This is a genomic window from Paenibacillus sp. D2_2 (genome assembly GCF_031199965.1).
In the GTDB taxonomy this organism is placed as follows: Bacteria; Bacillota; Bacilli; order Paenibacillales; family Paenibacillaceae; genus Fontibacillus.
In genome coordinates this window covers 4,905,498-4,931,198 of sequence record NZ_CP133605.1, presented here as the reverse complement: position 1 = coordinate 4,931,198, position 25,701 = coordinate 4,905,498, and the positions used below count along the sequence as shown (strand labels likewise).

Annotated in this window: 28 protein-coding genes and 2 pseudogenes; 28 read left to right on the top strand and 2 right to left on the bottom strand. The window is 43.9% G+C overall.

What is annotated here, in order from left to right:
- Positions 1-429 precede the first annotated feature (429 nt).
- The 3 genes from RE628_RS25335 (at position 430) to RE628_RS25325 (ending at position 2,603) form a co-directional block, all read left to right on the top strand.
- The gene (locus tag RE628_RS25335; protein WP_309155988.1) at positions 430-1,713 is read left to right on the top strand and encodes a helix-turn-helix domain-containing protein; all 1,284 of its coding nucleotides are present in this window, start codon (positions 430-432) and stop codon (positions 1,711-1,713) included.
- A gap of 249 nt (positions 1,714-1,962) precedes the next feature.
- Positions 1,963-2,370: a hypothetical protein gene (locus RE628_RS25330; RefSeq protein WP_309155986.1), complete on the top strand. Its 408-nt coding sequence runs from the start codon at positions 1,963-1,965 to the stop codon at positions 2,368-2,370.
- Between the two features lie 53 nt (positions 2,371-2,423).
- Positions 2,424-2,603: a hypothetical protein gene (locus tag RE628_RS25325; RefSeq protein ID WP_309155984.1), complete on the top strand. Its 180-nt coding sequence runs from the start codon at positions 2,424-2,426 to the stop codon at positions 2,601-2,603.
- A 59-nt stretch (positions 2,604-2,662) separates the two neighbouring features.
- Here RE628_RS25325 and RE628_RS25320 read toward each other — a convergent pair whose 3' ends face one another.
- The gene (locus tag RE628_RS25320; protein ID WP_309155982.1) at positions 2,663-2,788 is read right to left on the bottom strand and encodes a hypothetical protein; all 126 of its coding nucleotides are present in this window, start codon (positions 2,786-2,788) and stop codon (positions 2,663-2,665) included.
- Between the two features lie 40 nt (positions 2,789-2,828).
- Here RE628_RS25320 and RE628_RS25315 point away from each other — a divergent pair, with 40 nt between their 5' ends.
- The 10 genes from RE628_RS25315 to RE628_RS25270 all read left to right on the top strand — a co-directional run bounded on the left by RE628_RS25315 (position 2,829) and on the right by RE628_RS25270 (position 8,956).
- Complete coding sequence (locus tag RE628_RS25315) at positions 2,829-3,281, top strand: DUF6097 family protein (RefSeq protein ID WP_309155980.1); 453 nt, start codon at positions 2,829-2,831, stop codon at positions 3,279-3,281.
- Positions 3,282-3,695: 414 nt separating this feature from the next.
- Positions 3,696-4,406: a glucose-1-phosphate cytidylyltransferase gene (gene rfbF / locus RE628_RS25310; RefSeq protein ID WP_309155977.1), complete on the top strand. Its 711-nt coding sequence runs from the start codon at positions 3,696-3,698 to the stop codon at positions 4,404-4,406.
- Positions 4,407-4,418: 12 nt separating this feature from the next.
- Positions 4,419-5,669 carry a UDP-glucose dehydrogenase family protein gene (locus RE628_RS25305; RefSeq protein WP_309155975.1) on the top strand — a complete coding sequence of 417 codons (1,251 nt, stop codon included), beginning with the start codon at positions 4,419-4,421 and terminating at the stop codon, positions 5,667-5,669.
- 16 nt (positions 5,670-5,685) lie between these two features.
- Entirely contained in the window at positions 5,686-5,928 is a 243-nt protein-coding gene (locus RE628_RS25300) for a hypothetical protein (protein ID WP_309155973.1), read from the top strand.
- A 20-nt stretch (positions 5,929-5,948) separates the two neighbouring features.
- Positions 5,949-6,386, top strand: a complete 438-nt coding sequence (locus RE628_RS25295; RefSeq protein WP_309155971.1) for an NAD-dependent epimerase/dehydratase family protein — start codon at positions 5,949-5,951, stop codon at positions 6,384-6,386.
- 5 nt (positions 6,387-6,391) lie between these two features.
- Complete coding sequence (locus tag RE628_RS25290) at positions 6,392-6,730, top strand: Rossmann-fold NAD(P)-binding domain-containing protein (protein WP_309155969.1); 339 nt, start codon at positions 6,392-6,394, stop codon at positions 6,728-6,730.
- 106 nt (positions 6,731-6,836) lie between these two features.
- A complete protein-coding gene (locus RE628_RS25285; RefSeq protein WP_309155968.1) occupies positions 6,837-7,082 on the top strand; it encodes a glycosyltransferase family 2 protein in 246 nt (81 codons plus the stop codon).
- Positions 7,037-7,387, top strand: a complete 351-nt coding sequence (locus RE628_RS25280; protein ID WP_309159571.1) for a glycosyltransferase — start codon at positions 7,037-7,039, stop codon at positions 7,385-7,387. The genes RE628_RS25285 and RE628_RS25280 overlap by 46 nt, the downstream gene beginning before the upstream one ends.
- 76 nt (positions 7,388-7,463) lie before the next feature.
- On the top strand, positions 7,464-8,258 hold the full coding sequence (locus RE628_RS25275; RefSeq protein WP_309155967.1) for a hypothetical protein: 795 nt from the start codon (positions 7,464-7,466) through the stop codon (positions 8,256-8,258).
- The gene (locus tag RE628_RS25270; protein WP_309155966.1) at positions 8,225-8,956 is read left to right on the top strand and encodes a glycosyltransferase family 2 protein; all 732 of its coding nucleotides are present in this window, start codon (positions 8,225-8,227) and stop codon (positions 8,954-8,956) included. The genes RE628_RS25275 and RE628_RS25270 overlap by 34 nt, the downstream gene beginning before the upstream one ends.
- 497 nt (positions 8,957-9,453) lie before the next feature.
- On the opposite strand, the gene RE628_RS25265 is transcribed toward RE628_RS25270, so the two are convergent.
- Entirely contained in the window at positions 9,454-10,170 is a 717-nt protein-coding gene (locus RE628_RS25265; protein WP_309155965.1) for a hypothetical protein, read from the bottom strand.
- Between the two features lie 183 nt (positions 10,171-10,353).
- On the opposite strand from RE628_RS25265, the gene RE628_RS25260 reads away from it, so the two are divergent.
- From RE628_RS25260 to RE628_RS25190, 15 genes and pseudogenes are all read left to right on the top strand, one after another.
- Positions 10,354-11,667: a glycosyltransferase family 2 protein gene (locus RE628_RS25260; RefSeq protein WP_309155964.1), complete on the top strand. Its 1,314-nt coding sequence runs from the start codon at positions 10,354-10,356 to the stop codon at positions 11,665-11,667.
- A gap of 525 nt (positions 11,668-12,192) precedes the next feature.
- The gene (locus tag RE628_RS25255; RefSeq protein ID WP_309155963.1) at positions 12,193-13,299 is read left to right on the top strand and encodes a bifunctional DedA family/phosphatase PAP2 family protein; all 1,107 of its coding nucleotides are present in this window, start codon (positions 12,193-12,195) and stop codon (positions 13,297-13,299) included.
- Between the two features lie 247 nt (positions 13,300-13,546).
- Positions 13,547-14,497, top strand: a complete 951-nt coding sequence (locus RE628_RS25250) for a sensor histidine kinase (RefSeq protein ID WP_309155962.1) — start codon at positions 13,547-13,549, stop codon at positions 14,495-14,497.
- A 5-nt stretch (positions 14,498-14,502) separates the two neighbouring features.
- Positions 14,503-15,174, top strand: coding sequence for a response regulator transcription factor (locus RE628_RS25245; protein WP_309155961.1), 672 nt, complete (start codon positions 14,503-14,505; stop codon positions 15,172-15,174).
- Between the two features lie 163 nt (positions 15,175-15,337).
- Positions 15,338-16,356 (top strand): annotated as a pseudogene (locus RE628_RS25240) (alpha/beta fold hydrolase).
- Between the two features lie 160 nt (positions 16,357-16,516).
- The gene (locus RE628_RS25235) at positions 16,517-17,059 is read left to right on the top strand and encodes an NHL repeat-containing protein (RefSeq protein WP_309155960.1); all 543 of its coding nucleotides are present in this window, start codon (positions 16,517-16,519) and stop codon (positions 17,057-17,059) included.
- A complete protein-coding gene (locus RE628_RS25230; RefSeq protein WP_309155959.1) occupies positions 17,026-17,139 on the top strand; it encodes a hypothetical protein in 114 nt (37 codons plus the stop codon). Before RE628_RS25235 ends, RE628_RS25230 begins: the two co-directional genes overlap by 34 nt.
- Positions 17,118-18,719, top strand: a complete 1,602-nt coding sequence (locus RE628_RS25225) for an S-layer homology domain-containing protein (RefSeq protein WP_309155958.1) — start codon at positions 17,118-17,120, stop codon at positions 18,717-18,719. The genes RE628_RS25230 and RE628_RS25225 overlap by 22 nt, the downstream gene beginning before the upstream one ends.
- Before the next feature lie 82 nt (positions 18,720-18,801).
- Entirely contained in the window at positions 18,802-19,584 is a 783-nt protein-coding gene (locus RE628_RS25220) for a hypothetical protein (RefSeq protein ID WP_309155957.1), read from the top strand.
- Positions 19,585-19,628: 44 nt separating this feature from the next.
- Positions 19,629-21,454: pseudogene (locus tag RE628_RS25215) on the top strand (response regulator); the annotation flags it as partial.
- Between the two features lie 3 nt (positions 21,455-21,457).
- Positions 21,458-21,868 carry a sensor histidine kinase gene (locus RE628_RS25210; protein ID WP_375143136.1) on the top strand — a complete coding sequence of 137 codons (411 nt, stop codon included), beginning with the start codon at positions 21,458-21,460 and terminating at the stop codon, positions 21,866-21,868.
- Between the two features lie 30 nt (positions 21,869-21,898).
- Positions 21,899-22,951, top strand: a complete 1,053-nt coding sequence (locus RE628_RS25205; protein ID WP_309155954.1) for a response regulator — start codon at positions 21,899-21,901, stop codon at positions 22,949-22,951.
- Between the two features lie 500 nt (positions 22,952-23,451).
- Positions 23,452-24,120, top strand: a complete 669-nt coding sequence (locus tag RE628_RS25200; RefSeq protein ID WP_309159570.1) for a response regulator transcription factor — start codon at positions 23,452-23,454, stop codon at positions 24,118-24,120.
- Positions 24,121-24,292: 172 nt separating this feature from the next.
- Complete coding sequence (locus tag RE628_RS25195) at positions 24,293-25,345, top strand: ABC transporter substrate-binding protein (RefSeq protein WP_309155953.1); 1,053 nt, start codon at positions 24,293-24,295, stop codon at positions 25,343-25,345.
- The gene (locus tag RE628_RS25190; protein WP_309155952.1) at positions 25,294-25,701 is read left to right on the top strand and encodes a hypothetical protein; all 408 of its coding nucleotides are present in this window, start codon (positions 25,294-25,296) and stop codon (positions 25,699-25,701) included. Before RE628_RS25195 ends, RE628_RS25190 begins: the two co-directional genes overlap by 52 nt.

The window sequence follows — 25,701 nt, the reverse complement described above, 5'->3', positions numbered from 1 at the left end:
GAAAATACTTTATTTTTCGTCTCATGGTGTGATTTCGAACAACAACGCTTTTCAGTCTAAAACTTATTTATTAAAAGCTGACGAATTTGTAACCCAAAACCCGCGTCAAATCAACAACTCCGGTCTAATACTTTATTTTCTTTTAACACCGAGCGAAACTCAGGTATCCATTCCTGTTTTGCTCGGCTTTTTTCATTTTTGGGGCGGACCGTATGACTCACCAACCCTTGATAAATCAAGCCTTCCTCCAATTTGCCCCTCTGCTACGCAAGGTATTTATATTGAATAATGGATGATTTTCATACGAGGGACCATCGATGCATCCGATAGCAGGCCTTTTCACCCGTTTCTCCTAATTTCAGGCCTTTTTGCTATATATCATGGTATACTTTTACGGATCTTTAGCGGAAAGGAGGTTTTCCACGACCTATGTTAAAAGAACGAATCGATTTTTTGTGCAAAAAGAAAAATATCACCCGCAAAGAGCTGGTTGAAGGTTTAGTGACGCAAACCCATTTTGCCAATATCCTCGCAGAGCGTTACCCGCTTGCCGCTGATTTGGCTGAACATATAGCCTCCCGTCTCGGTGTCTCCGCTTCTTATTTGCTGCAGGCTTCATCTCAAACGCCGGAAACGTTGAAACAGGCAGAGACCATTTTCGAAAAGTTATCCCGATCCGCTGCATCCTTCGATGAACAGCAGGTTAACGACCTGCCGGACCGAGACGATGCGTTAACTGTCGAGCTGACCACAGCTTTAATGAAAGCCGTATATTACCAGCAACTTAATGACGCGGCAACTCATAATTATTTACACCGGAATTATTTGAATTATTACTTGGATAAATACGGTCGTCCTGACGATAATGATCTACCCCTGCCAGCCAAAAAAGCGATGTTTTATTATAAAATCCATCTTTTCAGATCCAAACACCATTACTACGAGGCACTGCATCAAGCACGAAAACTTGCGGAACTGCTTCCTCCAGGCAGCGAGTCATGGCTGACGGCGCATAATTTCATGCTTGAGGCTTTTATCTATTTGAAACAGTATGATGAGGCGAAACAGACGTTTGAGCAAATGATGAAGCATGTCTATGAACAAAGGCTCTTTCACCGTTTGAGCGGGTTCTATCTCACCTACAGCGGTTATCAGTTTACGGTCGGACTTGTTCAGGAAGCGCTGCTGGCCTTATCCATGGCGGAAGCATATCTGGTTTACACCTCCAATCAGGGCGAAATGATGACATCCATAATGAATAACCGAATTATCATGCAAACGCTGCTGGGCGAATATGACAAAGCCGCGTTGGAGATTGACCGCTTTAAAGAAATGATTCGGCGCGAACCCGAAGAAATTAGACAGAAGTTCCAACCACTGCTCGATATTTACCGCTGCGAGTTGGCACTAAATCAAAAGCAATGGGCATTACTCCCGCAGATGGTCAAGGAGCTTGAAAGCAGCGCCGAAACAACTGATCAACAAATGTCGCTGCTGTTCTACCAAAGTCAGCTCTCGTTTGCGCAAGGGCAGTTCGAACGTTCCATGGAGCAGGCCTTGGCCTGTTTTCCTTATTTTGAGTCCGTTCAGCAAACCAACCGCTTGGAGACTCTATATGAGTCGCTTGCCGTCATCTCTGAGGATGCCAGGAAATACAAGGAATCCGCTGCCTATTACAAGAAGCTAGTTTACCTGCTGCGGAGCAAATATTAAACCGGATTTCAGGTGGAAAACCGCAATACGAATGGGCCGTTCCAAACGTTAAAAGGCGGATTTTCCGATTTTTATTGCCGTAACTGGGGGAACTTCGCAAATTCACTCCTTAAACCGGAATAAAACCGCTGATCATCGCTACCGTATTGTATCCTTTCAAACCCGTTGTCTCCTTTCCATCCGCTACTTACAATTGTGATAGAGACATTGATGAACTCAAAAATACGATTGTAGCGAGGTGTTTAACATATGGGCTGGTTCGGTAAAAAGAAACAAGCACAGGACAATTTGCAAAAAGCCGATCAATTATTAAATAAAGGTTTGAGCGGCATGATGATGAAGGGACTCATCCCCAAACAGCATCGCGAAGCCATGAATCAAAGCATTGAGGAGGCTAGGCAAGCGCAGATGGCCGCGGGAGGTTCCGTTCCTATCACCGCTACCGCTATCGTCCTTTCGGTACGCGATACCGGAAAACTGATTAATTTTGACCCGGTTGTTATTTTGGAGCTGGAGGTGACGGAAACTAGTGGCAGCCGTTATACGAAAACGCTCGAAACACTTGTATCCAAATTACAGGTGCCACGGGCCGGGACCACATCGGACTCGGACAGCATCCGGCCAATCCGGCGGAACTCATCTATGTTGGCCCCATGACTTGAATCTGACCCGGAGGGATAATGATACAAAAAATCATAACATCACTTGGCATGCTTGTTAAACAAGGCTCGAGTCCGGAACTGGCGGATATTGCGCAAACCGGGGAGAAAGGTCTAGCTAAAGTACTGGATGTGGAACCACTGGGTATGGCCGAATACGGGAAAGTTCAACTGCAACTTACGCTCGCCGTTACCAAACCAAACGGGGAAACATTCAAGGTGACGGTATAAAAAGAACTGTCTGCCGCGAATCTTGCCTGGGTGCAGCAAGGTCAAATCATCAATGTCATCTATTCCCGCAGGACCCTGCGAAGCTGACGATCGCGCTGCCGGTCACGGAGCAGGAAATCCGGCAGACGTTCGGTACATAAACATGGAAAAGCGTTAGCCTCCGGGTTGTAGCCGGACCGCTTCATTTATGGTCCTCTATACCAAATATTTTAAAATGAGAAAGAAGTGAGGAAATTGAATTACGGAAAAACGATGGTTGAAGTTTTTTCTAGCGCGGAAGAACTTAAACAGCTTCACAAAATAATTAGTGATTACAACTTACCTATTAAGAGTGAAGATACCTTTGAAAAACAAGCGGTGGGGGTTAGCGAATATTTAAATGAATCTACTTTTATTGAAGCTCGGAATAAAAAACGATCTTTAAACATGATCTCGGGTGTTATTTCATTACCAATCGTTGTCTTTATTGTTTATATGATATTAGGAAAGTTAAAAGTAATAGATCGAGGGGATATCTTTAAAAATGTACTTGATTGGTTTTTAGCTTATCCATGGGCATTTATTCTGTACACTTTTGTATTTGCTTCTATCGTAATTGCACATAAATTAATAGAAAAGAAAATGTATTATAAAATATATCCTAATTTAAAGTTAAAACTATTGGACCAATTAAACTAAAATATTGTGACAGTGATTGGTTTATTTAAAGCTACAAAAAGATGCTATGAAATTTAATTTTCATAGCATCTTTTTAATGTTGTCTACATTATCAAATGATAGAATTTATTAATGTCTGCAAAAGAGATAATCGATTTTTTGGAGATATAAGGAACCATCGATATTTGAAATTTTCGAAGGATGAATCTTAGAATGATTCAGTGATAAAAATGTGTGGAACCATGTCCCGATGTTAATTTTACATCGGGGCTTTTTTGTTATTTGAAAAAGAATGCACCCAAGCCTATTCATCGGCATACCATACTTTATGGGTGAATATATAGTCGCCGGAATGGAGGCTTATATGAAAGTAGTAATTCTCGCGGGGGGGTTCGGGACCGTATAAGTGAAGAATCGCATTTACGACCTAAGCCAATGATAGAGATCGGTGACGCACCGATGTTGTGGCATATTATGAAGATTTACGCTCATTACGGCTTTAACGAATTCATCATTTGCTGTGGATATAAGGGATATATGATTAAAGAATACTTTGCCAACTATTATATTCACCGCAGCGATATGACATTTGACTTTACAGCCGAGAACAAGATGATTGTACACGCGAATACCGTGGAGCCATGGAAAGTCACCGTCGTGGATACGGGGCTACACACACAGACCGGCGGACGTATTAAGCGGATCGCGCCCTATATTGGCAATGAGCGGTTTATGATGACCTACGGCGACGGAGTCAGTGATATTGATCTAACACAACTTATACAAACGCATGAAAAGTCAGAAAAGACCGTCACATTATCAGCGATTCAACCTGGCGGGCGGTTTGGCGTTCTTAACATCAACGACCGTGATGGGACAATAACTGGTTTTCACGAAAAAGTGCAGGAAGATGGTGTTTGGATAAACGGAGGCTTCATGGTGCTGGAACCCGAAGTCTTTGATTATATAGATGGAGATTCAACGATTTTTGAGCGTAATCCGCTTGAGCGCTTGAGCGTAGAGGGCAAGCTTGGTGTATATAAGCATAATAAGTTCTGGGCCTGCATGGATACAGCTCGGGATAAAAGCGCGCTCGAAGCTGATTGGGAGAGCGGCAATGCGCAGTGGAAAGTATGGGTGGACTGAGGGGGAGAGGAAATGCGTATAGCTGTATTCGGACTTGGGTTTGTCGGGCTGACTACTGCGCTCGGTTTTGCGGACAAAGGTTTTACTGTGTGCGGATATGACATTAATAAAGAGCGCTGTGCAGAGATATCCTGCGGAAAAGTCCCGTTCTTCGAGCCAGGAATGGATGACGCGCTTGCACGGAATTTCGGTAAAGCATTCACCATAGCGGACAGTGCAATAGATGCGGCGTATAAGAGCGACATCTGCTTTTTTTGCGTTGGAACCCCGGGTCTACCTGACGGAAGCGCGGATTTGTCATATATGCTATTTGCGATTGATAGCGTTCTTGAAATAGTCTCCAAAGATTGTGTACTTGTCGTAAAATCCACGATTCCACCAGGAACGCTTAACGAACGAGTTACGCCGCATGTCCGCGCGAAGGGAGTATATAATCCGGTTGCGGTAAACCCGGAGTTTCTACGTGAGGGCAAGTGCTGGGAGGATTTCATGAACCCTGACAGAATTGTCTGTGGTGTGTCTGACGATACAGCAAAAGACGTACTCGCGGAGCTTTATAAGCCGTTTAGCGCACCGCTTCATATTGTAGAGCCTAACACGGCTGAGTTTATTAAATATCTATCAAACTCCTTGCTTGCCTCGCTGATCAGCTACTCGAATGAGATGGCTTTACTTGCAGATGCGGTCGGCGATATCGATACGGCAAGAGCGTTTCGCATTCTGCATGAGGACAGACGGCTTGCCGGCGCGGGAATCAATACCTACATATACCCCGGCTGCGGTTACGGCGGGTATTGCCTGCCCAAAGATACAGCTGCCCTTGATGCTGTCGCACGAAACCGGGGATTCATACCACGAATACTGGAAGGTGTAATCTCTCTTAATAACGAAATGCCGGAACGGACTGCTCGAAAAATCGCTCGTGTGGCAGGCGAGAAAACCGAGAAAATCGGGATACTCGGCCTGTCGTTCAAGCCGGGTTCTGATGACGTTCGCGACAGCCCGGCGGCGAAGATCATCGCTGCACTGATACAGGAGGGTTATATTAACATCTATACCTATGATCCACTTGCCATGCGGGAATTTCAAAACACGTACAGACTTCCCATCACCTATTGTACGTCGGCGCAAGAGGTGTGTGAAACCTGCGACACGGTCGCGCTTGTGACTGCTTGGGAAGAATTTAAAGGTATTGATAGGGTTTTTCCAGACACATGCTTCGTCGATTGCAGATATTTCTTAGGAAATGAAGTAGTAATTTGACGGGGGGAGTAGCCATTTGATGAACAACATGACGAATAACAGAATTCTAATAGAGGACTTGAGGAGTATCGCGGATGGACTCACAGAGCGCGAGCGCAGCGCGCTGTCTGGTAGGAGCATATTAATAACGGGCTTTGCTGGCTCTCTTGGATTTATGCTGGTGCAGTTTTTTGCAGAGTATGGGCAGACATTTGGTGTGAAACGTATCTATGTGCTAGATAACTATATTTTGGAAAACCCAAATGGGTTCACGCAATAGAGAGTCACCCCCTGTTCACGGTGCGCGAGGGTGATGTTACTCGGGAGGATTTTTCGTTCGCCGGCGACGCGGACCTTATTTTTCATATGGCGTCGCTCGCGTCTCCCGTATACTACAGATTGCATCCCATCGAGACGATGGACGCCGACGTAGTCGGGTTGCGACGCTTATTAGACTTTTACGGTGACAGAGGTATCTTTAACTTGTTGTTCTACTCCACCAGCGAGGTTTATGGTGATCCTGATCCTAGATTGGTGCCAACGCCAGAAACTTATTGGGGCAACGTTAACAGCTCCGGGCCGCGCTCCTGTTATGATGAATCGAAGCGTTATGCCGAAACGCTCTGTTATAACTTTCATTATCAGAGAGGCTTCCCGGTGACCGTGTTGCGCCCATTTAACAGCTTCGGACCCGGGCTACGAACTAACGATAAACGCGCCCGGCAGATTTTGCGCTGAATATTATGAGGAACGAACCGATTGTCTTGTACAGCGACGGCAAAGCGACCCGTACCTTCTGTTATGCTTCGGATACGACGCTCGCATCGCTAAAATGTGCGTTGTACGCCAGGTACGACATCTTTAATATCGGTAACGATGCGGAAGAAATGACGATACGAGAATTAGTGGAGATCTACCGTTCTGTCGGGAACTTCCTCTTCGGATATAACGGGAGCATCCTTTTTCGTGAGCATACGGATCAACATTACAATACGGATAACCCACAGCGCCGCCGTCCAGATTTGAGCAAAATAAGAACAGTACTGGGTTACAAGCCATCCGTGGATACGCGGTCGGGGTAGAACGTTATCTGAGGTACTTAGAGATGAATGGATATCATGAAAAATGGTTCATACAAGAGGTGTGAATATGCGGAGATTAAGGCAAAGGCCGCTTGTAAGCTTTATCGTGAGTGTATTCAATTTAGAGCGTTATATTGGTGCGTGCTTGGACAGCATCATTAATCAGCCTTTTGATGATTATGAGATCGTTCTGGTCAATAACAACTCTATTGACGGGAGCGATGCCATTTGCAGAGAATATGCAGCGAATCATCAACAGATCCGATATTACGAGCTGACCGGTGAGCTGGTTCCGGCAGAGCAGTCATTTACGGCACCAAAAAAGCAAGGGGGCAGTACATCCATTATGTAGATGGCGATGATATGTTAGCTCCGAATGCGTATAGCGAAATCGTGGATATTTTACAAAGCGGCGCTCCCGATGTGCTTTTTGGGCGGTTCAGTACGGTTTTGGAGGAAAACGTCATCAATTTTACGGACAAAACTTATCAAACCGAGCGCATTAACGGGCGCAATAAGGATCAAGCCCTTGAATATCTGAGCGAAGCACAGCCGTTTAATGTAGCAACATGGCGGCTGATTTTTTCGCGAAAATTACGGGAGTATGGTAATGCATCAGTTAAGCCTTTAAAGACGCTGGCTGAGTATTTATCATGATGTCGATGTATCTGTCCGTACATTGCTCTCGGCGCACTCGGTATACTACGTTGACACGCTGGTTTATTTGTATCGAGTGCGTTCATCATCTATTTCAAGAATGACTGTAGCGGAGCATATTTTGGAGTGCTGCAAGCTGATGCTCTCTTTGGAGTGGTTGATGCGGAGTGCGGCAAAGACGGAACAAGAGCGCCGCTTTGTCCGCATCTATATAGAGCAATTTCGTTACCAACTCGTTACCGCGCTATGTACCATGAGCAATGAGCATATAACCGAAAGCTCCGCTGGGATAGATCAATATTTGCAGCAAAATGATTTGAAAGGTACAGCCGCGCTTTCGAAAGACCACGACCATTCTGTAATTGAAACGCTGTTATCAGAGGGCGCTGCGGCGGGCCTTGCTCGTCTGAGGGTACAGTGCTTTGACATCGTTAAGCAAATAGCCAGGAGGGCTTTAGCCAAGGGAGGAGACATATATCTTGTTCCGACCGGCCATATCGGTTTATATTTGAAAACTGCTTTTGAGGCATGCGGCCTTTCTTTTTCTGGTTTCTTCGATAACGATGAACAAAAAAACGGAATGTTAGCTGCTGGAATTCCTGTTCGTCTCCCTGCCGCTATAACGAAGATAGCTAGTGACAGGCCAATAACGATCCTTATCGGATCCGGATACCAAAATGTGCGGAAGAACTCAGGAGACAGTTTATCGAGCTTGGTATTGACGAAAGTGATTTACTTATTGTCGAATTATAACATCTGGAGGTGTCTATGCCGTTTATTAGCGTTATATTGCTTACCTACAATCGCGAGCAATATCTGCCAATCATGCTGGATTCCTTGCGGAATCAAACATTCAGTGATTACGAGCTGATTCTAGTCAATAATGGATCAACCGACGGTACAGCGGAGCTCTGTGACGCTTACGCGGAAACGGATGCGCGGGTGAAACTATTAACTATTCCGCAAAACATCGGTGCATCGTTTGGACGCAACAGGGGCCTTGCTGCCGCTACGGGTGAATATGTTACATTTGTGGATGACGACGACCGTTGCGAGCCATCGATGCTCTCGTTCCTCGCCGATCTTGCATGCGAAGAGTATGCCGATATTGCCATTTGCGGTAGTTATAACGATTTCGAGGACAGGCTGGAGCCATACTTCATCGACAATAAACGGTTCGTTTTTGACCGATTGCAAGGATTAAGAGAGCTATTAAAGCGTCAGCTTTACAACGCCGCACCGCCTACGAAGCTCTTTAGGCGTAGTCTGTGGAAGGGTCTGTCATTTCCGGACCATGTGCTAGTGGACGACATTCACGTTATCTACAAGGTATTTGAACGGGCGCAGCGAATAGCCGTGTGGAATATCGCGAAGTATTATTTTAGGAAACACTCGTCTAACATGACGGCGTTTATACAGGGCAAGCAGATGACGCCGGAGCTACTTAATGAGTATTTGGCGATGTATCAAACACGGGCAGAATATCTCTCCAAACATGCACCGGAAATTGCCGAGATATTGAAGAGTCTCTGCTCGCTTTTATGCAAAGCATGTGTGAGAACATCATAACAAACCGATTAGCAGGCTGTGAGAAGCAACTAAAATATATGACGGATTACTTAGCTGATAAAGGGGAGAAATAGATCATTTTCGCGTGAATTGCACGTTCATTATTTTCCACGGTAAATAGACAGATTCTCGTACAAGCTCGAATTGGAGAGATACGCTTTGTTCTGACTGGTTCTTACGTTTCATTAAGACGGGTATAACTATATGTTCCGTTAGTCCATACTCTTTGTCTGTTAGGGCGAGTTTTTTTCTAATTATCATGCGAAATGCAGTTCCGCTTTCCAGTTCTTTCAGAAAAGTGTTTACCGTTTCTTGATTTGCACCCTCCAACATGGTTGTCAGAAGGTCAGAATCCCGTTGCGACAATGCTGCAATAAATGTCTGCATAAGCTTATTAGGAGTTAAACTGTTAAGGAATTCATCCCTTTTTCCTGCAGCCGTGTGAACCTTCAACTGATGAAGTAAATCCGGATGAATTGAGCGATGTGTACTACTGTCTAAGAAGTGAATACAGAAGTGCCCGGAGAATCCGTTGTCCGGAATTCCGTCCCGCCATGAGGCATCCCATTCATAGAAGCTGCGATCCTTTTATTGTTATCCATAACGACAACGATTGCTCTTCGATCCCAACTCCAGCGATTATCAAATATCTGTTTCATCGTCTTCGTGTCCTCTTTGGTTAGCGGCTGCACATCAGCATGCCTGCTTCCAGCACGACGTTGCGCACGAAAGACTAAGCCCTTTTCCATATCTATAATAGAGAACTTACTTTTCTTCGGAAGCAGTTTGTTGACTTCACTCCAAGGGGGAATCGATCCATAATGACTTGCTCTCAGAGAGTTAGCATTGGCCTGCAATTTTTTCGTTGCTTTACGAGTCAGGACTAGACGTGTTAATTCAGCTTCATTCCACAAGGCGCCGGATTTCTCCATTCGAAAATGGCTTGTCTTGTCATGTTGTATGATCGTTATGTAAATGTCGGTGAGCCCAATAGGGTGTTCTGCTTTTTGTTCTATACTACCCTTCAATAATTGAATAGTTGCCACCTCTGTTAAAACCGTTTTGTGCTCATATGTTGCGGAAGGACTTATCCGTACACTGATGGCAATAGTACCTGAAGGCGTCTTGTCGTTAGCATAGACCATCACAGGTCCAGAAGAAAAAATGGATAGAAGGAGGAGTGAAATAAGGGAGCGGGTCACTAATGAGATCATATGTTAAAGCCTCCAATAAGCTGATATCTGTATATAGCGCATTCGGATGCAGCCATGCTAATTCAAAAGTCATCTAATGGGATAGGTTACAACGCATATACACTTTTTATTCAAACGCACATAATCTATAGAAGCTGGGAGAATTTCCGCGAACTCATGAACATATTTTTAAATGCTTAGGGGATGAATGGCTCCTTGAAAAAGTGTATTTTATACACCTACGCTTATAATGCAAAAAAAACAATGGCGCGTGCGATTCAGAGCGTTCTTGCTCAGACTGAGCAGAACTGGGTTTGGTATCTATTGGATAACGCCTCGACCGATGGAACAGGTAAAATCATAGAACAATTTGCGTCCCAAGATTCACGTATTGTTGCGCGTAGAAACAAGCAGAATCATGTTCATGAAAAGGGGAATAGCTGGACAGAAATTATCCAGAATTATGATGATTCCGATTATCTCTGTTTTCTCGATGCAGACGATGAATATAAACCGAACTTCTTGACGAGTATGATGCGATTTATATCGAATTACGATCTCGATGTCGCGGCTTGTGGACATGATTTTATCGATGAGACTAACAAGAATCTGATGGGGATTCGCATATTGGATCAAAACCTCATATTAGATAGACCTGATATGTTTAACACTTATTTTTCTCAGTATCATCAGTTTATGAGGACAGTATGGTGTAAACTTTACAAAGTGTCGGTGCTACGCAGATTTGATTCTTCTCGTATGGCAAATATACACTACGGTTATGATACACTGTTTGCCATTGAGAATTTTCGTAATGCCCGCTGTGCCGGTATCCTTGCAGACTCATTACACAAATACTACGTCTATCCACAATCTTCCTCGTATCATTTAGACGCTACTCGTACTACATGCGACCGTATACTCGATGATACAGCACGTGCATTTCTGATAGACAAGTGCGGAGCAATCTCCCCGCAGAATAACCGATATCTTCAGCTTGTCTACTATAACGGAATAATCGACACGATAGCCGTTCTATTTCACACAAACTTGTCGCACCATTCAAAACTGCAAAACCTGTGTGACTTATTAACCCATGATAAAACTAAGGAATTGTTTGAGCAGATCGACATTTCTGATGAAGAGCTTGATTTAAAACTGCGCACTCCAGTTGCAAAATGGCTTCTCGCGCAAAAAAAATACCGAACCCCGGGCAGCGCCGAAATGGCTATCGAAATCCTTGCATCCATCTATCCGCACTTATCTCACTTCACTAAAAAAGAAGCACTGAAGTATTTACTGTTGAAAATGCCTGATATGATCCCATATGTTCTACGGAAAGACTACAATCGCATTATTGAGCGATTTCAATATTGGTATAAAAACCGTGATATAGACGAGCCATCGTTAACAGAAATGGAGATCATCGCGTATCGCTCCATAAATAAGCCGGATGACCAGCTGCTCTTGCTTTTTTTGGACATCAAAAGAAGCGACCTCTATCATCAGAAAAATTGAAGATTGACACGCTTCTTACTAATCTCCTCACAAAGTATCCGTTGCTCCATAATGTCAGTTCCGACTTAGTAGGTATCTTTCCACATCCCGTTTGTTGGATTATGAAGGGAGATCTTACCCGTGCTTTTGATGAGTATATCTCTGCTTCAGAGAATACGGAAATACCTGACACCGAAGCTGAAGCTCATATCCTGTTAGGTGGAAGGTTGTCAGCTGCTGTAGGGAATTCTTGAGGCATAAGGATATCAATTTGACCAATAGTATTCCTAAGTTTACAATTGCGCTATATCGAGGTTGCGGATTAGTTGTTCTGCAATCCGCCTATATTTAGTAGGTGATGAATCTTGGACATTTTAACAAATTTGCTGGAGCACTATGGGTATGGACTTATCGCCTTGTTCCTGTTCCTCGAAATGTTGGCATTGCCGCTTCCTGGGGAGATGATAATGAGTTATATTGGTCTCTCTGTATATGAACATAAGCTGAACTGGTTAATCAGTATCATATCTGCCAGGTTCAGGTGTCTTGGCCGGGGTAACGCTCTCTTATTGGATTGGATACCGTTTGGGAAGGCCGTTTGTTGCGCGGTATGGGGAACGTGTCCATCTTACAGAAGAACGCGTAGACAAGATGACCCTCTGGTTAGAGAAATATGGAGACAAACTACTATTTGTAGCTTATTTCATACCTGGAGTTCGACATATTACAGGGTATTTCTGCGGCGTTACACGTTTGCCGTTTAAGCGTTACGCACTCTATGCCTATACCGGCGCAATCTTTTGGGTAGGCTTGTTTATTTCCTTGGGTAAAGTGCTTGGCCCCAAATGGGAGCAGTATCATTCAACGGTCAACCGCTACATGATCATCTTCGGTATCGTATCAGTAATCCTGGCCATCGTGATCTATGTGTATCGTAAGTATAAACGTCAAGTAGTTAATGCACTTATGCAACTACTTATACAGGGTGAGCGTCACTTTAATTCGTTCGGTAAAGTTCGGTTTCTGTTGCTTACTTCGTTTGCCTTTTTCGTTTTATTTTTCTCGCTGATGCTCGGTCTGATCCAGGACTTTCTTGCCCAAGAATTGGGACAGTTCGATGAGATCGTATCCTATCTGGTTACTGCCACATTTGGTACCGAATGGAGTGAATGGATGCATGCCTTTGCGAAGTTCGGCACCTTTTATTTCTATGGTCCCGTGCTTGGTTTGGCAGCGCTTTGGATCATGCTGCACAGCAAAGAACGTAAGTTAGACCTGATCTTTCTTGCATGGGTAGTTGCCGGAGGGGAGTTAATTGACGGAATTTTGCGTATGTTGTTCCATCGTCCAGGACCCGTTACAGCTGGCTTCCAGTTTATTAATACCTTCCCGAGCGGAGAAACATTAATTTCACTGACGGTATGTGGTTTTTCGACTTTCCTTCTGCTGAGATATTACAACTTTCGTTATATCCGTGTGCCCCTTGTTATGTGCGTAATCCTGATCTGCCTTGCGGTAGGCATCAGCCGGATTTATTTCAAGATGCAGTATCCCAGCGATGTCTTTGCAGGATATGTATTTGGTGGTGTATGGGTCAGTCTTAATGTAATGCTTCTAGAGATTCTCCGTAAATTGAGGACTGTTAGGGAATGATTAAAGGTTTTATAGACACCGAAGATGGGGGAGAAGAATGAACGCAGTTATCGATCAAAGGAAATGGCATTGGCCCGACTATTTTTTATTTCTCATGCGTACGGTATGGTTTATATTTAATGGCTACTCGATATTCGTTAGTTCGACTCGTTCAGAAAAGTGGATCATACTTTTATGGGCTACTTGTTCTTATTTAGTACCCCATCTATTTTACCGGCCTGGGCTTATAAGGTTCCAATATTATTTAATGGCTGAGGTGTTGTTAACGGGTTCTTTGTTTATTTACTTATCAAGTCAGTATGAAATATCAGTGACTTATAGTTTTCTACTCGTGCCTATTCTTACTGTTGCTTACGCTTGTCAAACTAAGCCATTAATTTGGTTAGGACCTTTCTTAGTAGTTGTTACTTGGGCTAGCAGTCTCTTCATTAATAAGAATTTCTTTGCCATTTTTATTGATACAATTATTTTCTATGGTATTGGATTCTGCTTAGGAAGGATGACCATTGTCAATAAAGCTAATAAAGAGTTAATCGCTTCTATCGAGGAGAAAAACAAGGATTTGGAATACTACTCAAAACAGATTGAGGAATTGACGATTAAAGAAGAAAGAAATAGAGTTTCACAAGATTTGCATGATACAGTAGGCCATATTTTCACATCTGTCATAACAAGTTTAGATGCCCTTCCTTTTTTATATCAGGCTGACAAAATAGAGGCAGAAAAAAGTATAAAGGAGATTTCAGATTTAGCCCGAAATGGATTGAACGATGTGAGAAAGACGATTCACCATATGTCTCCAGAGAATCATCAGACGCTTGTTGAATCAGTGGAAGAACTGATTGCTGATTTTATGAAACATACATCAACGGATATACGACTGATTGTCGAAGGGGAAGCCTCCAAAATCAGTGAAAGAGTAAAGCTTGCCATTATTCGTTGTATCCAAGAAGGACTTACAAATGCAAAAAGACATGGCCAGGCTACTTCTATCAAAGTAAATATATCGTTTAAACAAGAAGAACTGATTGTTCTTATTGAGGATAATGGAAATGGTTGTAACGAGCTGAATTTAGGGTTTGGCTTACGTTCCATGAAAGATCGAATATCGGCATTAGCAGGTTCAGTTAACTTTGATTCTAAATTGAATAATGGTATGAAGATAACGTGTAACATACCTATGGCAAAGGAAGTTTAATGATCATGATTAAAGCAGCAATCGTTGAAGATCAAGAGATTTTAAGAAAAAGCTTAAAAATTGTGATTGAAAATATTTCTGACATTGAGATTGTTGGAACTGCGGAAAATGGAGAAGAGGCCATTGATTTATGCGAAAGGGAAAATCTTGATGTTCTTTTAATGGATATTCAAATGCCGGTGATGGATGGGGTAAAGGCGACAGAGGAAATAAAAAAACGTTGGCCCAATATTAAAGTTATCATACTTACTACTTTTCAGGATGTTACTCACGTATTGAATGCCCTAAATGCGGGTGCAGAGGGTTACATATTAAAGGCGGTTGATCCAGAGTTTTTAGTTCAGGGAATAAAAATGGTGTATCACGGAGGTTCCCTCATTCCTCAACAATTAGCAAAAGAGGTGTTTGGCCAGATACAATCAAATAATAACACCCACATGGATCATGACCCTAAATCTATGAATCATCCATATGATTTAAATCATCAAGAGATAAAAGTTCTAAAATGTTTAACCCAAGGATTGTCCAATAAAGACATCTCAGAAAAGATGTTTCTTTCCATGGGAACTGTGAAAAATTATGTTTCTACCATTTACTCAAAATTGAATGTAAAAAACAGATCTTCTGCGATTATTAAAGCTATGGAAGAGAGTCTTATAGGAGATAAGAAACATTAAGTAAGAGAGTGTAGGCAAAGTGAAATCGACTTTGTTTACACTCTTTTTTGATGCAGTCACTTACTTTTAGCCAAAGGTCATATTTGACGTTCTTCATTAATGACTTACCGGCACTACAGTATATTACCTTTCATGTGTAGAGTATTTAGTAAGGGGGAGTATGATGAAAAACATAAAGAGATTCATAAAATATATCGGAGTATCTATTATTGTAATACTGGTAATAGCACTTTTCAGGCCCACATGGACTTCGAATATCAAAGGTGATAACAGTATTAATGTTTTAGAACAAGTTGAGATCAATGGTACCAATCAGCAAATCATGATTAGAGGTCGTGATATAAATAACCCGGTCATTATATATGTACACGGGGACCGAGTGTCTCCGAAATACCTTATGCCAAGTACGAAGACCTATTAGAAAAAGATTTCACTATCGTTAATTACGATCAAAGAGGAAGCGGTAAATCGTATCATTTTAATGAGGATTATTCTAACTTAACGGCAGATGTGCTTGTAGATGATTTAATAGAACTTACGGATTATATTTCAAAACGATTTGGTAAAGAGAAAGTGATCTTAATAGGTCATTCTTACGGCACATACTTAGGAGCAAAGGCTGCTTATAAAGCTCCAGATAAATATGAAGCCTATATTGGGATTGGTCAGGTAAGTAATATGCAAGAAAGTGAAATAGATAATTTGAATTATACAATAAGTGAAGCGAAAAAAGCCGGAAATACAGAAGATGTGAAGTACTTAGAGGGGATCGCTGAAAAAATATATAAAGGAGAGGCAGCGGCTCCAAGAGGTTATGTAGGAAAGTACGGCGGCGCTACAAGACTTATTAATATGTCGGATGGCGAAATACTATTAAGTCGTGAATATAATTTGTTGGATTTTATTCGCTATAACAATGGAGTTGCTAAGACACAAGCACAACTTGTAAAAGAGGTTTTTGATAAGCCACTACCTAAGATAGCCACTAAGCTTGATTTACCATTTTATTTTGTAATGGGTAAATACGACGCTATGACCTCATCTAATGCAGCCAAAAAATATTTTGATAGGATTGAAGCGGATCAAAAGGAGTTCATATCTTTTGATAAGTCAGCCCATTATCCACATTTCGAAGAGAAGGATAAATTTTATAATTGGATGTGCGAAACATTTTTAAAATAAAAATAATTAAGAACAGCTGCTGGTTTCACCTGGCAGCTTGTTTTGTTTTCTAACATTTTTCGATATTATTCGCTGTGTTTCTCCAAATCTTGTGAGAATCTTGGGAGATCGTTTTGCTAGGATGAGAGCTAATGAACCAATTTTTATTAAGGAGGAGAATATGAATAAAATGAATCGAGGAAGCGGAAAACAGTTTACGGGAAAATTGTTAATATGGTGCATTATCTTCTTGATGATCTCATCCGCCTTATTGGCGAATCCTGCGATGGCGGCTTTGGGATGGAGTCAGTACGGCAAGAACGATCCCGGCACCGAACTGGGTGAGTTTGGATATCCTGTCGGCGTGGCAACGGATGACCAGGGCAATGTATATGTCGCCGATTATGACAACAATCGAGTTCAAAAGCTCAATGTGATAACAGGTGTATGGACCTCGTGGGGACGAAGCGATCTTAAACCTGGAAGCCAATTGGGACAATTTAATAGTCCGACCGATGTTGCCGTCGACAGTGGCGGTAATATTTATGTAGCCGACAAATTGAATCATCGGATTCAGAAGTGGGACCCAATCACAGAACAATGGAGCATGTGGGGAAAAGATTACAATGGTACGAATGTGATTGATAAAGGATGGGGATCTCACCAGGTGAGTTTCGTCTTCCGAACAGCGTGGCAGTGGGTCTTGACGGCAATGTGTATGTAGCGGATACGACGAATATGCGTATCCAGATGTTCGATGCAGCAACCGGGGAGTGGATTGTATGGGAAAAAGCGGCCAAGTGAAGGGGAGCGAGCTTGGTGAATTTAATCAACCGGTTGGCATTGCCGTTGACAATCAAGGATCAGTGTACATTGCAGACCGAAACAACCATCGTATTCAGAAGGCAATGATCGACAAACAAGAACGTATAAATCAGGAGACAGGCGAGATAACCTATGAATATCCGACGACATGGAGCGAGTGGAAGAAAGCTAGCGGCGGACCAGGAAGTGAACTTGGCGAGTTTGATGAACCGAATGGCGTTGCGATAGATGGCCTGGGGAATGTATACGTGGCGGATAGCAACAATCACCGTATTCAGAAGCTAAATTTAGCAACAGATCAATGGATTAAGTGGGGCAAAGACTACGACGGTCCGAATGTTCCTAAATATGGATACGGAAGTGAGCTTGGTGAATTTGATTATCCGACGGGTGTTACGATCGACCGCATGGACAATGTGTACGTAGCCGACTATGGCAATAATAGAATTCAGAAATTAGGTGATGATGGTTTAATCTATTCCATAGCACCGGTAAGTAATCAGACGTTAACGGAATTGACTGCTGGCTATTCGAGAGGTAAGCAAGAAACGAGAACGATCACGATTACCCGTACCGGTACGGCTGACTTGGATGATCTCTCCGTATCGATCGATGGGACACATGCAGGAAGCTTTGAAATAGTAGGACCAACTGCAACGAATCTGGATGAAGAGACAAAATCGACAACTTTTACAATCAAAGCAAAAGACGGCTTAGCTGCGGACACCTATAACGTGACGGTTACGATAAAGGCAAAGAACATGGCCGATGTTGCATTTTATGTAACGCAAGTGGTTAAAGTGGCTTCGAATCCAGGGCCAGATATGGGACCAAATCCGGGGACAGTGCCAACAACAGGGGAATCTCCAGCACGGCAGCAGCAAGCCGAAGGAGAGAAAGCTGGGGAAGCTGGAGACACTGGAGTAGTTGAAGAAGCGGAAACGCATAAGCCATTTATTAATGGCTTTATTGACGGCACTTTTGGGCCGGAGAAAATCGTGACCCGCTCCCAAATGGCGGTCATGCTCACACGCAATCTTGGCATCAAGTACGAAGGCAATGAAACTTCGCCCTTCAAGGATACCAACACGAAGCATTGGGCATTCAAAGAAATAGAGATGGTGAATCAAGCAGGCTTAATGCAGGGTTACGCGGATGGAAGCTTTGACGCGGAGAAAGCCATTACGAGAGCGGAGATGGCGGTCATCGTCGATCACTTGATGGCGAAGCAAGGCAAAACAGGTATAAGTGCAGAGCATCAAGTCATCTATGCGGATCTTTCCGACAAGCATTGGGCGTACGAAGCGATTATGCGCTCACAGGCTTACGGCATCATGGAGGGATACCCGGACAGTATGTTTAAGCCTAACCAGAAGCTTACCCGCGCAGAAGCGGTGAAAATCTTAAATCGCTTGTTCGAGCGAGGACCATTGTACGGAGTTGAGACACCTAGCTTCCTTGACGTACCAACTAACCACTGGGCATTCCACGAAATCGAAGAAGCGGCTAAGGAGCATCAATGGGTGAAGGATGCCGAAGGCAGAGAGATGAAAAAGTAGAATCGACAAAAAACTATTTCTTGAAAGTATTTTGTGATACAAAGGTAATAGTTAGTTCGAATTTTTGGAAGGGGACAGTGCTTTGGGTCAGGGGATTTTTCGCAAGCTAATCGGCATTGTCCTCATTTTTGTACTATCTGTCGGGATCTATGCCTTTTTTTATAGTCAGACGACGCCAAGTAGGGATACACCGTGGGCGAAGCATGGCATATTGGATTTATCCGCATGGGATTTTCGAAACAACGGTGTTGTTAATCTGGATGGTCAGTGGGAGTTTTATGAAGGCGAGTTGCTGGCTCCCTCTGATTTTCAGCAAGGAACTCGCTCGGAGGTTTCCTATTTCAACGTGCCAGGCACATGGAAAGGGAAGCATGAAAATGGAGGAATGAATAGAACGGGATTTGGGACGTACCGCCTTAAAGTCAAGGTCGGTGAAGGGAATGAGATCTTCGGCATGAAGATAAGAAGCGTCCGTATGTCTCATACGCTTTATGTCAACGGGCAGGTAGAAGGGAGTAGCGGTTCTCCGACCACGGTCGAAGAAGCTCATCTTCCTGGCAATACGCCGTACATTGCTTTATTTCATGTGAGTAATGGCGAGGTTGAGATCATCATTCAGGTTGCCAACTACGAGTTTGTTACAGGGGGAATCGTCAACTCCATTCAATTCGGGTTGCATAGTGATATTGCGAGAGTGGAAGGTATCCAAATTGGTACTGACATTGCAGCCGTGCTCGTCCTCGCCATGTTCGGTGCGTATCATCTCAGTTTTTATTTCCTGCGAGGCCGGGAAAGGACATATTTGTACAGTGGAATCTATTTATTTTCTCTAATGGTAGGTCAGTTGTTGTTCGGGAGAAAATAGTGCAGCGTCTAGTTCAGAATCTTCCTTTTAATCTAGCCTATAAAATGCTGGATATCAGCATATTTTTTGGTGCTGTTGTTATTATCCTGTTCTTCCATTCGATCGACGCCCGCCTCATGTCGTCCCGCAAATTAATTGGTATCCTGTCTCCGCTCGTTCTTTCTATGATTGCGGTTGTCGTTCTGCCCTATTACGTAATTAGCGAAATCAAATATTTAATCTGGTTATACTTAGCCCTGGTGAATGTGTTTATTTTCGGCAGGATGATATATTTATTCAGCAGCAAACGTAGCGAATCGTCTGACCGGAAAGAACTTATCTTGTTCATGGGCGGAAGTCTGTCGTTAGCGTTTTTTTTAGTGGACTCCGTTCTCTATTCTGACAATATTGTCTCGAGCGATTTAATTGGAAAAACCGGGGTCCTTGGTTTTATTATCTTTATGAATATTTTGCTGGCGGTCCGCTTTACGAACGCTTATAAGAAAACGGAAATTTTAACGCATCAATTGATGGTCTCCAACAACCTCAAAGATGAATTCTTGGAGCAGACATCGCATGAAATCAAGACCCCGCTGCATGGCATTTTGAACATTACGTCCTACCTTCTGGACGATGAGGAGAACAATTTGTCCTCCAAGCAAAAGCAAAATTTATGGTTGGTCAAAGATACGTCGCTCAAGCTCTCCATGCTGATCAACGATCTGATCGATGTGACCCGCTTAAGGTACGGGGAACTACGTCTTAATCTATCTATTGTCGATGTCAAAGTCGTCGTGCAGATCGTATTTGACGTGCTGCAATTCGAGCTGTTGGGCAAAAAAGTGAAGCTGGAAAATCGGGTTGATTCGGACGTATGGGTGTACGCCGACGAAAACCGTCTGCGGCAAGTTGTTTATAACCTCGTTCATAATGCGATCAAGCATACGGAACACGGAACGATCCAGGTGACGGCCGGTTCCACGGGCGAAATGATCTCTATTTTCGTGGAGGATACAGGGACAGGCATTCCGCTCGACAAGCAACAGATTGTGTTCGAATATTTCGAGCAGGCGGACCAGCCTTTGCCGAAAGACGGCTACACGGGTATGGGTATTGGACTCTATATTAGCCGCAAATTAGTTGAGCGGATGGGTGGGGATATTCGGATCGACTGGTCGGAGATCGGCAAAGGGACCTGTATCCTGTTTACACTGCCAAGCGCCGTGCAATCATCTTCGCTAGGGGAGATCGCGGTCACAACAGCTCTGCCGGAGCGCATTTCTATGGGGGAATCGCTCGACATCATCGAGCAAAATCCACGTACCGTTCTGATTGTGGACGATGAGGCATCGAACATTCATATTTTGCTGAACATCTTGAAGCGGCACCGCTATAATGTTATCACGGCTTTTTCGGCCAAAGAAGCGATCGCCAAAATAAGCGAGCATCCACAAGTCGATCTTGTCATCCTTGATGTCATGATGCCGGAAACATCAGGATTTAAGCTGTGCGAGATGCTGCGAGAACACTACTCCATACTCGATCTGCCGATCCTGATTGCGACGGTCAAGGACAACTCGCAGGATGTGGCGCTTGGCTTTCGATCAGGGGCAAACGATTACGTAACCAAACCATTTGATGCTGATACGCTGGTTGCCCGCATCCAGACGTTGATAGCTATGAAAACGGCGATTCAAGAGGCGATTCAGAACGAGCAGGCGTTCCATCAAGCCCAGATCAAACCGCATTTCTTATACAACGCTTTGAGTAGCGTTATTTCCTTCTGCTATATGGACGGAAAAAAGCAGCTTACTTGCTAACCATGCTTAGTCAGTATTTGCGTTATATCCTCGAGATGGACCGGACAACGTTGTTTGTCCCCTTGTATCGGGAGATGGAGCTAATTCATGCGTATGTCGAAATCGAGAAGGCCCGTTTTGGAGAGCGGTTCGACTTCGAGTGTTATGTAGGCGAAAGCATTCTTCAGAAGGAGATTCCTTCCTTATGTATCCAGCCGTTCGTGGAAAATGCAATCCGGCACGGCTTGTTTGAGAAAGATTCATTCGGGAAAGTTACCCTTACGATCGACGAAGGCGATCATTACATCAAGGTTATTATCGAAGATGACGGGGTTGGTATTCCGGACGATCTACTGTACCTCTTGATGAAAGGTGAGTCACAGGCCGGCGGAATTGGCATTTCTAACATCCGCAGGCGGCTCGACACGATTCCTGGAGCGGAGCTGACGATTACTTCCGAGCTGGGGCATGGAACCAAAGTAACGATGTATTTGCCGTTTGAATAAATGAATTCACACCATAGGGAGGGGCTGGGTATGTTTCAAACGATTATCGTAGAAGACGAACGGCCGATTCTCGAGTTAATGAAATACGAAATCGGCCAAAATTCGCGTTATTGCATCGTTGGCGCTTTTACGAATCCGTTAGAGGCTCTGGCAAGAATCGTAGAGCTAAAGCCGGATGTCGCGTTCATCGACGTGGAGATGCCAAAGATGAATGGGCTGGAGCTCGCACAGAAGCTTGGCGAGCTGTCGGAGGATACCAAAATCGTGTTTACGACGGCTCATAAGGAGTATGCGCTTGAAGCATTCAAAGTGTATGCATTCGATTATATCTTGAAACCCGTCACATCGACGGCTATCGAACGGGTTGCCGAACGGTTGGTCAAGCAGGGACATCCCGCTGCCAAGGTAAAATCGGTGGCACAAGTGTCCGTACGCTGCTTCGGCGGGCTAGAGGTCCGGAATGCTGCAGGCGAGCTGGTTCGTTTCCCGACCCGCAAGACAGAGGAGCTCTTTGCCTATTTTCTGTGTCATCCGGGACATGAGATCAATAAATGGCAGCTTGTTGAGATGCTCTGGCAGGAGATGAACGAAGAACGTTCGCTGCACAATTTGTACAATACGATCTATCGGCTGAAGAAATTGTTGAAGGAACACAATCTCGGCATGGATATTCAAAAAACGAATGAAGGTTATTTGCTGGAATCCGCCAACTATACATATGATGTACTGGCTTTCGAGCGGTTCGACTTCTCTTTATCTACTCTGGCAGGAATGCGAAACACGGCACAAGCGGAGTTGCTTTGCTCGTTATACAAGGGTCCTCTACTCCAGAACAAAGATTATATGTGGAAGATGTCTCTTGAGGAGAGATACTGCAAGCAGTATATGTTGCTGGTACGCGCCTTGGCTCACCGCGATATGGCTGAGAAACAGTGGGATAAGGCGGAGCAGCGTCTCGACACCTATTTATCCGTATATCCTCTGGATGAGGAAATAAATCATATGTTGATCGATCTTTATGGAGCATGTGGCAAAACAGAGAAAGCTGATCAGCATTTCGCCAATTCCAAGCTGCCTACCTGAAGGAATTTGGAGTAAAGCCGTTTGGATAGGACGAGATAAAGCTAGCAAGCAGACGCTAATTCATAATCCCATGGCTAGAGGAATAGGATTCATGCATATTTTCAGAAGATTACGTGATAGGAAATAGGAATAATTTAAACTTGATCTTGTGATTGTTCAGTGATAAAAAGGAAGTACTTGAATCGCAAAATAATACAATAATTTTTTACAACTAGAAGGTAGTCCTAATGGTAAATATCAGAGGGCTACCTCTATTTTTATTTTGGGGAGGGGGAATTTCTGGAAGGAGAATAGCGGTTGCCTATCGTAAATTAAATGTAATTAGTAAAACTGATGTTGCATTAATTTCTATTCAAGGGGGCAGGACCATGAGGAGCCGAACGATTCTTATCGTCGATGACGAACCGAGATCGAGAGAAGGAATGAAGAAGATACTTGGCGTATGGGCAGCCGGTCGATACTGAAATCCTCACGGCAAGCAATGGGGGGCGGCTCTTCAAATCATTGAGGAGATTCCCGTGGAACTAATGATAACGGATATCCGTATGCCAGAAATCAGCGGTCTTGCTTTAGTAAGCCAAATCAGAGAGAAAAGGATTCAGCGTCAGCCATCCGTTATCTTCGTATCAGGTCATGCTCAGTTCGAATATGCACAGGAAGCACTTCGTTTGTCCGTAATGGATTACCTGTTGAAGCCGGTAGGGCGGGAGAAGCTGATCGCATCCGTGGAGGGCGCTCTGAAGGCTGGGGAAGAGAAGGATCATCTGGTTTTCATGCGGAAGACGGCCGATCCACAATTGATGGCGATCAGAGATGAAGAGGCCGTATTGTGCGAGTCAGTCCGTCAGGCGATGCACTATGTGGAGACGCATATAGAGGAAGCGATCAGCCTGCAGGAAGTCGCTGGGCATGTACATCTGAATGGGAGTTATTTCAGCTCACTTTTCAAAGAGCAATGCCAAATGAATTTTAGCGAATACGTGACCCGTCGAAAATTGCAGAAAGCGAAGGAATTGCTGATGAAGACAAGTCTGCCTATAGCGGAGATCGCCATTCGCAGCGGATATCAGAGAGTCAAATATTTTAACAAGCTATTCAAAGAGTATGAAGGAATGAGTCCGGGGCGGTATCGAGCTATGAGAAACGGGATGGAAGTTCTTGTTCAATAATGGCTTAATAGTAGGTTTTATGAACGCGCTTTTACGCCTATAGGATCAAGATCCAAAAATAGTGGAATTATCCCTAAACACAGGTTCCTTATGCCTAGAGGCTATAGGATATATAATCTGTGTATGCGGTTACATAAAACCGAAGAATGAAGAAAAAAAGGGGAGGCAAAGTATGAAAAAAATGAAACGTGTTTTAGTAGGTCTGTCTCTAGTCCTCATGATGTCATCTGCTCTCACAGCGTGTGGCGGCGGAAACACAAAGGATTCAAGTTCATCAGGCACAAATACAACCCCAAAAACCAATGACGCCGCGGCTCCAACTACTACTACTCCTAAAGAGAAAGTAACTATCAATCTCTGGAGCTTCACCGACGAGATTCCTAACATGACGGAAAAGTACATTGCAACTCATCCAGACGCAAATGTTGAATTTAAAACAACAGTAATCGCAACTACCGATGGCGCTTATCAGCCAGCTCTTGACCAGGCTCTGGCTGGAGGCGGTAAAGATGCTCCTGATATTTATGCAGCTGAATCTGCATTCGTGCTTAAGTATTCGCAAGGCGATGCATCCGACTATGCCGCAAACTATGCTGACCTGGGTCTTGATGACCAAATGGTTAAGGATGCAGGCATCGCTCAATATTCAGTTGATATCGGTAGCAAAGAAGGCCAACTGAAAGCCCTCGGTTATCAAGCGACTGGTGGCGCCTTTATCTATCGCCGCTCACTTGCGAAGGATACATTTGGAACGGACGATCCAACTGCAATCAAGAATGAAGTTGGACCTGGCTGGGATAAGTTCTTCGAAGCTGCTGCGAAGCTGAAAGCTAAAGGATATGGTATCGTATCTGGCGACGGCGACATTTGGCACCCAATCGAGAACAGTTCTGACAAGGGTTGGATTGTCGATGGCAAGCTTCATATCGATCCGAAGCGTGAAGAGTTCCTTGATCTCGCTAAGAAGTTGAAGGATAATGACTACTTTAATGATACTCAAGACTGGCAGGAAGGTTGGTTTGCAGATATGTCAGGTACTGGACCTAAACCAGTATTCGGTTTCTTCGGTCCTGCATGGCTCATCAACTACGTAATGAAAGATAATGTTAAAGATACAACTGGCGACTGGGCTGTTACTGAGCCGCCAACAGGCTTCTTCTGGGTGGTACATGGTTGCTCGCTAACAAGGACGTTACTAAGGATGACGCTAAGAAACAGGCAGTAGCTGACTTTGTTAAATGGGTAACGCTCGATACTTCTGACACAGGCCTTCAAAATTACTGGGCTAACGGTACGATGAAGGACGGCGAGCAAGGCACGAAAGATAGCGTTGCATCCTCCGTTGTTATGTCTAAATCGAACGGCCAAATTGATTTGCTCGGCGGACAAAACATGTTCGACATATTCGTTCCAGCTAACGCTAACGCTTCAGGTAAGAACTTGACACAGTATGACGAATCTATTAACTCTATCTGGCGCGATCAAGTACGTCAATATACTGCAGGTAGCAAGGATCGCGACAGTGCGATCAAAGACTTCAAGCAACAAGTCAAAGACCAACTTGGCATTGAAAGCGAATAA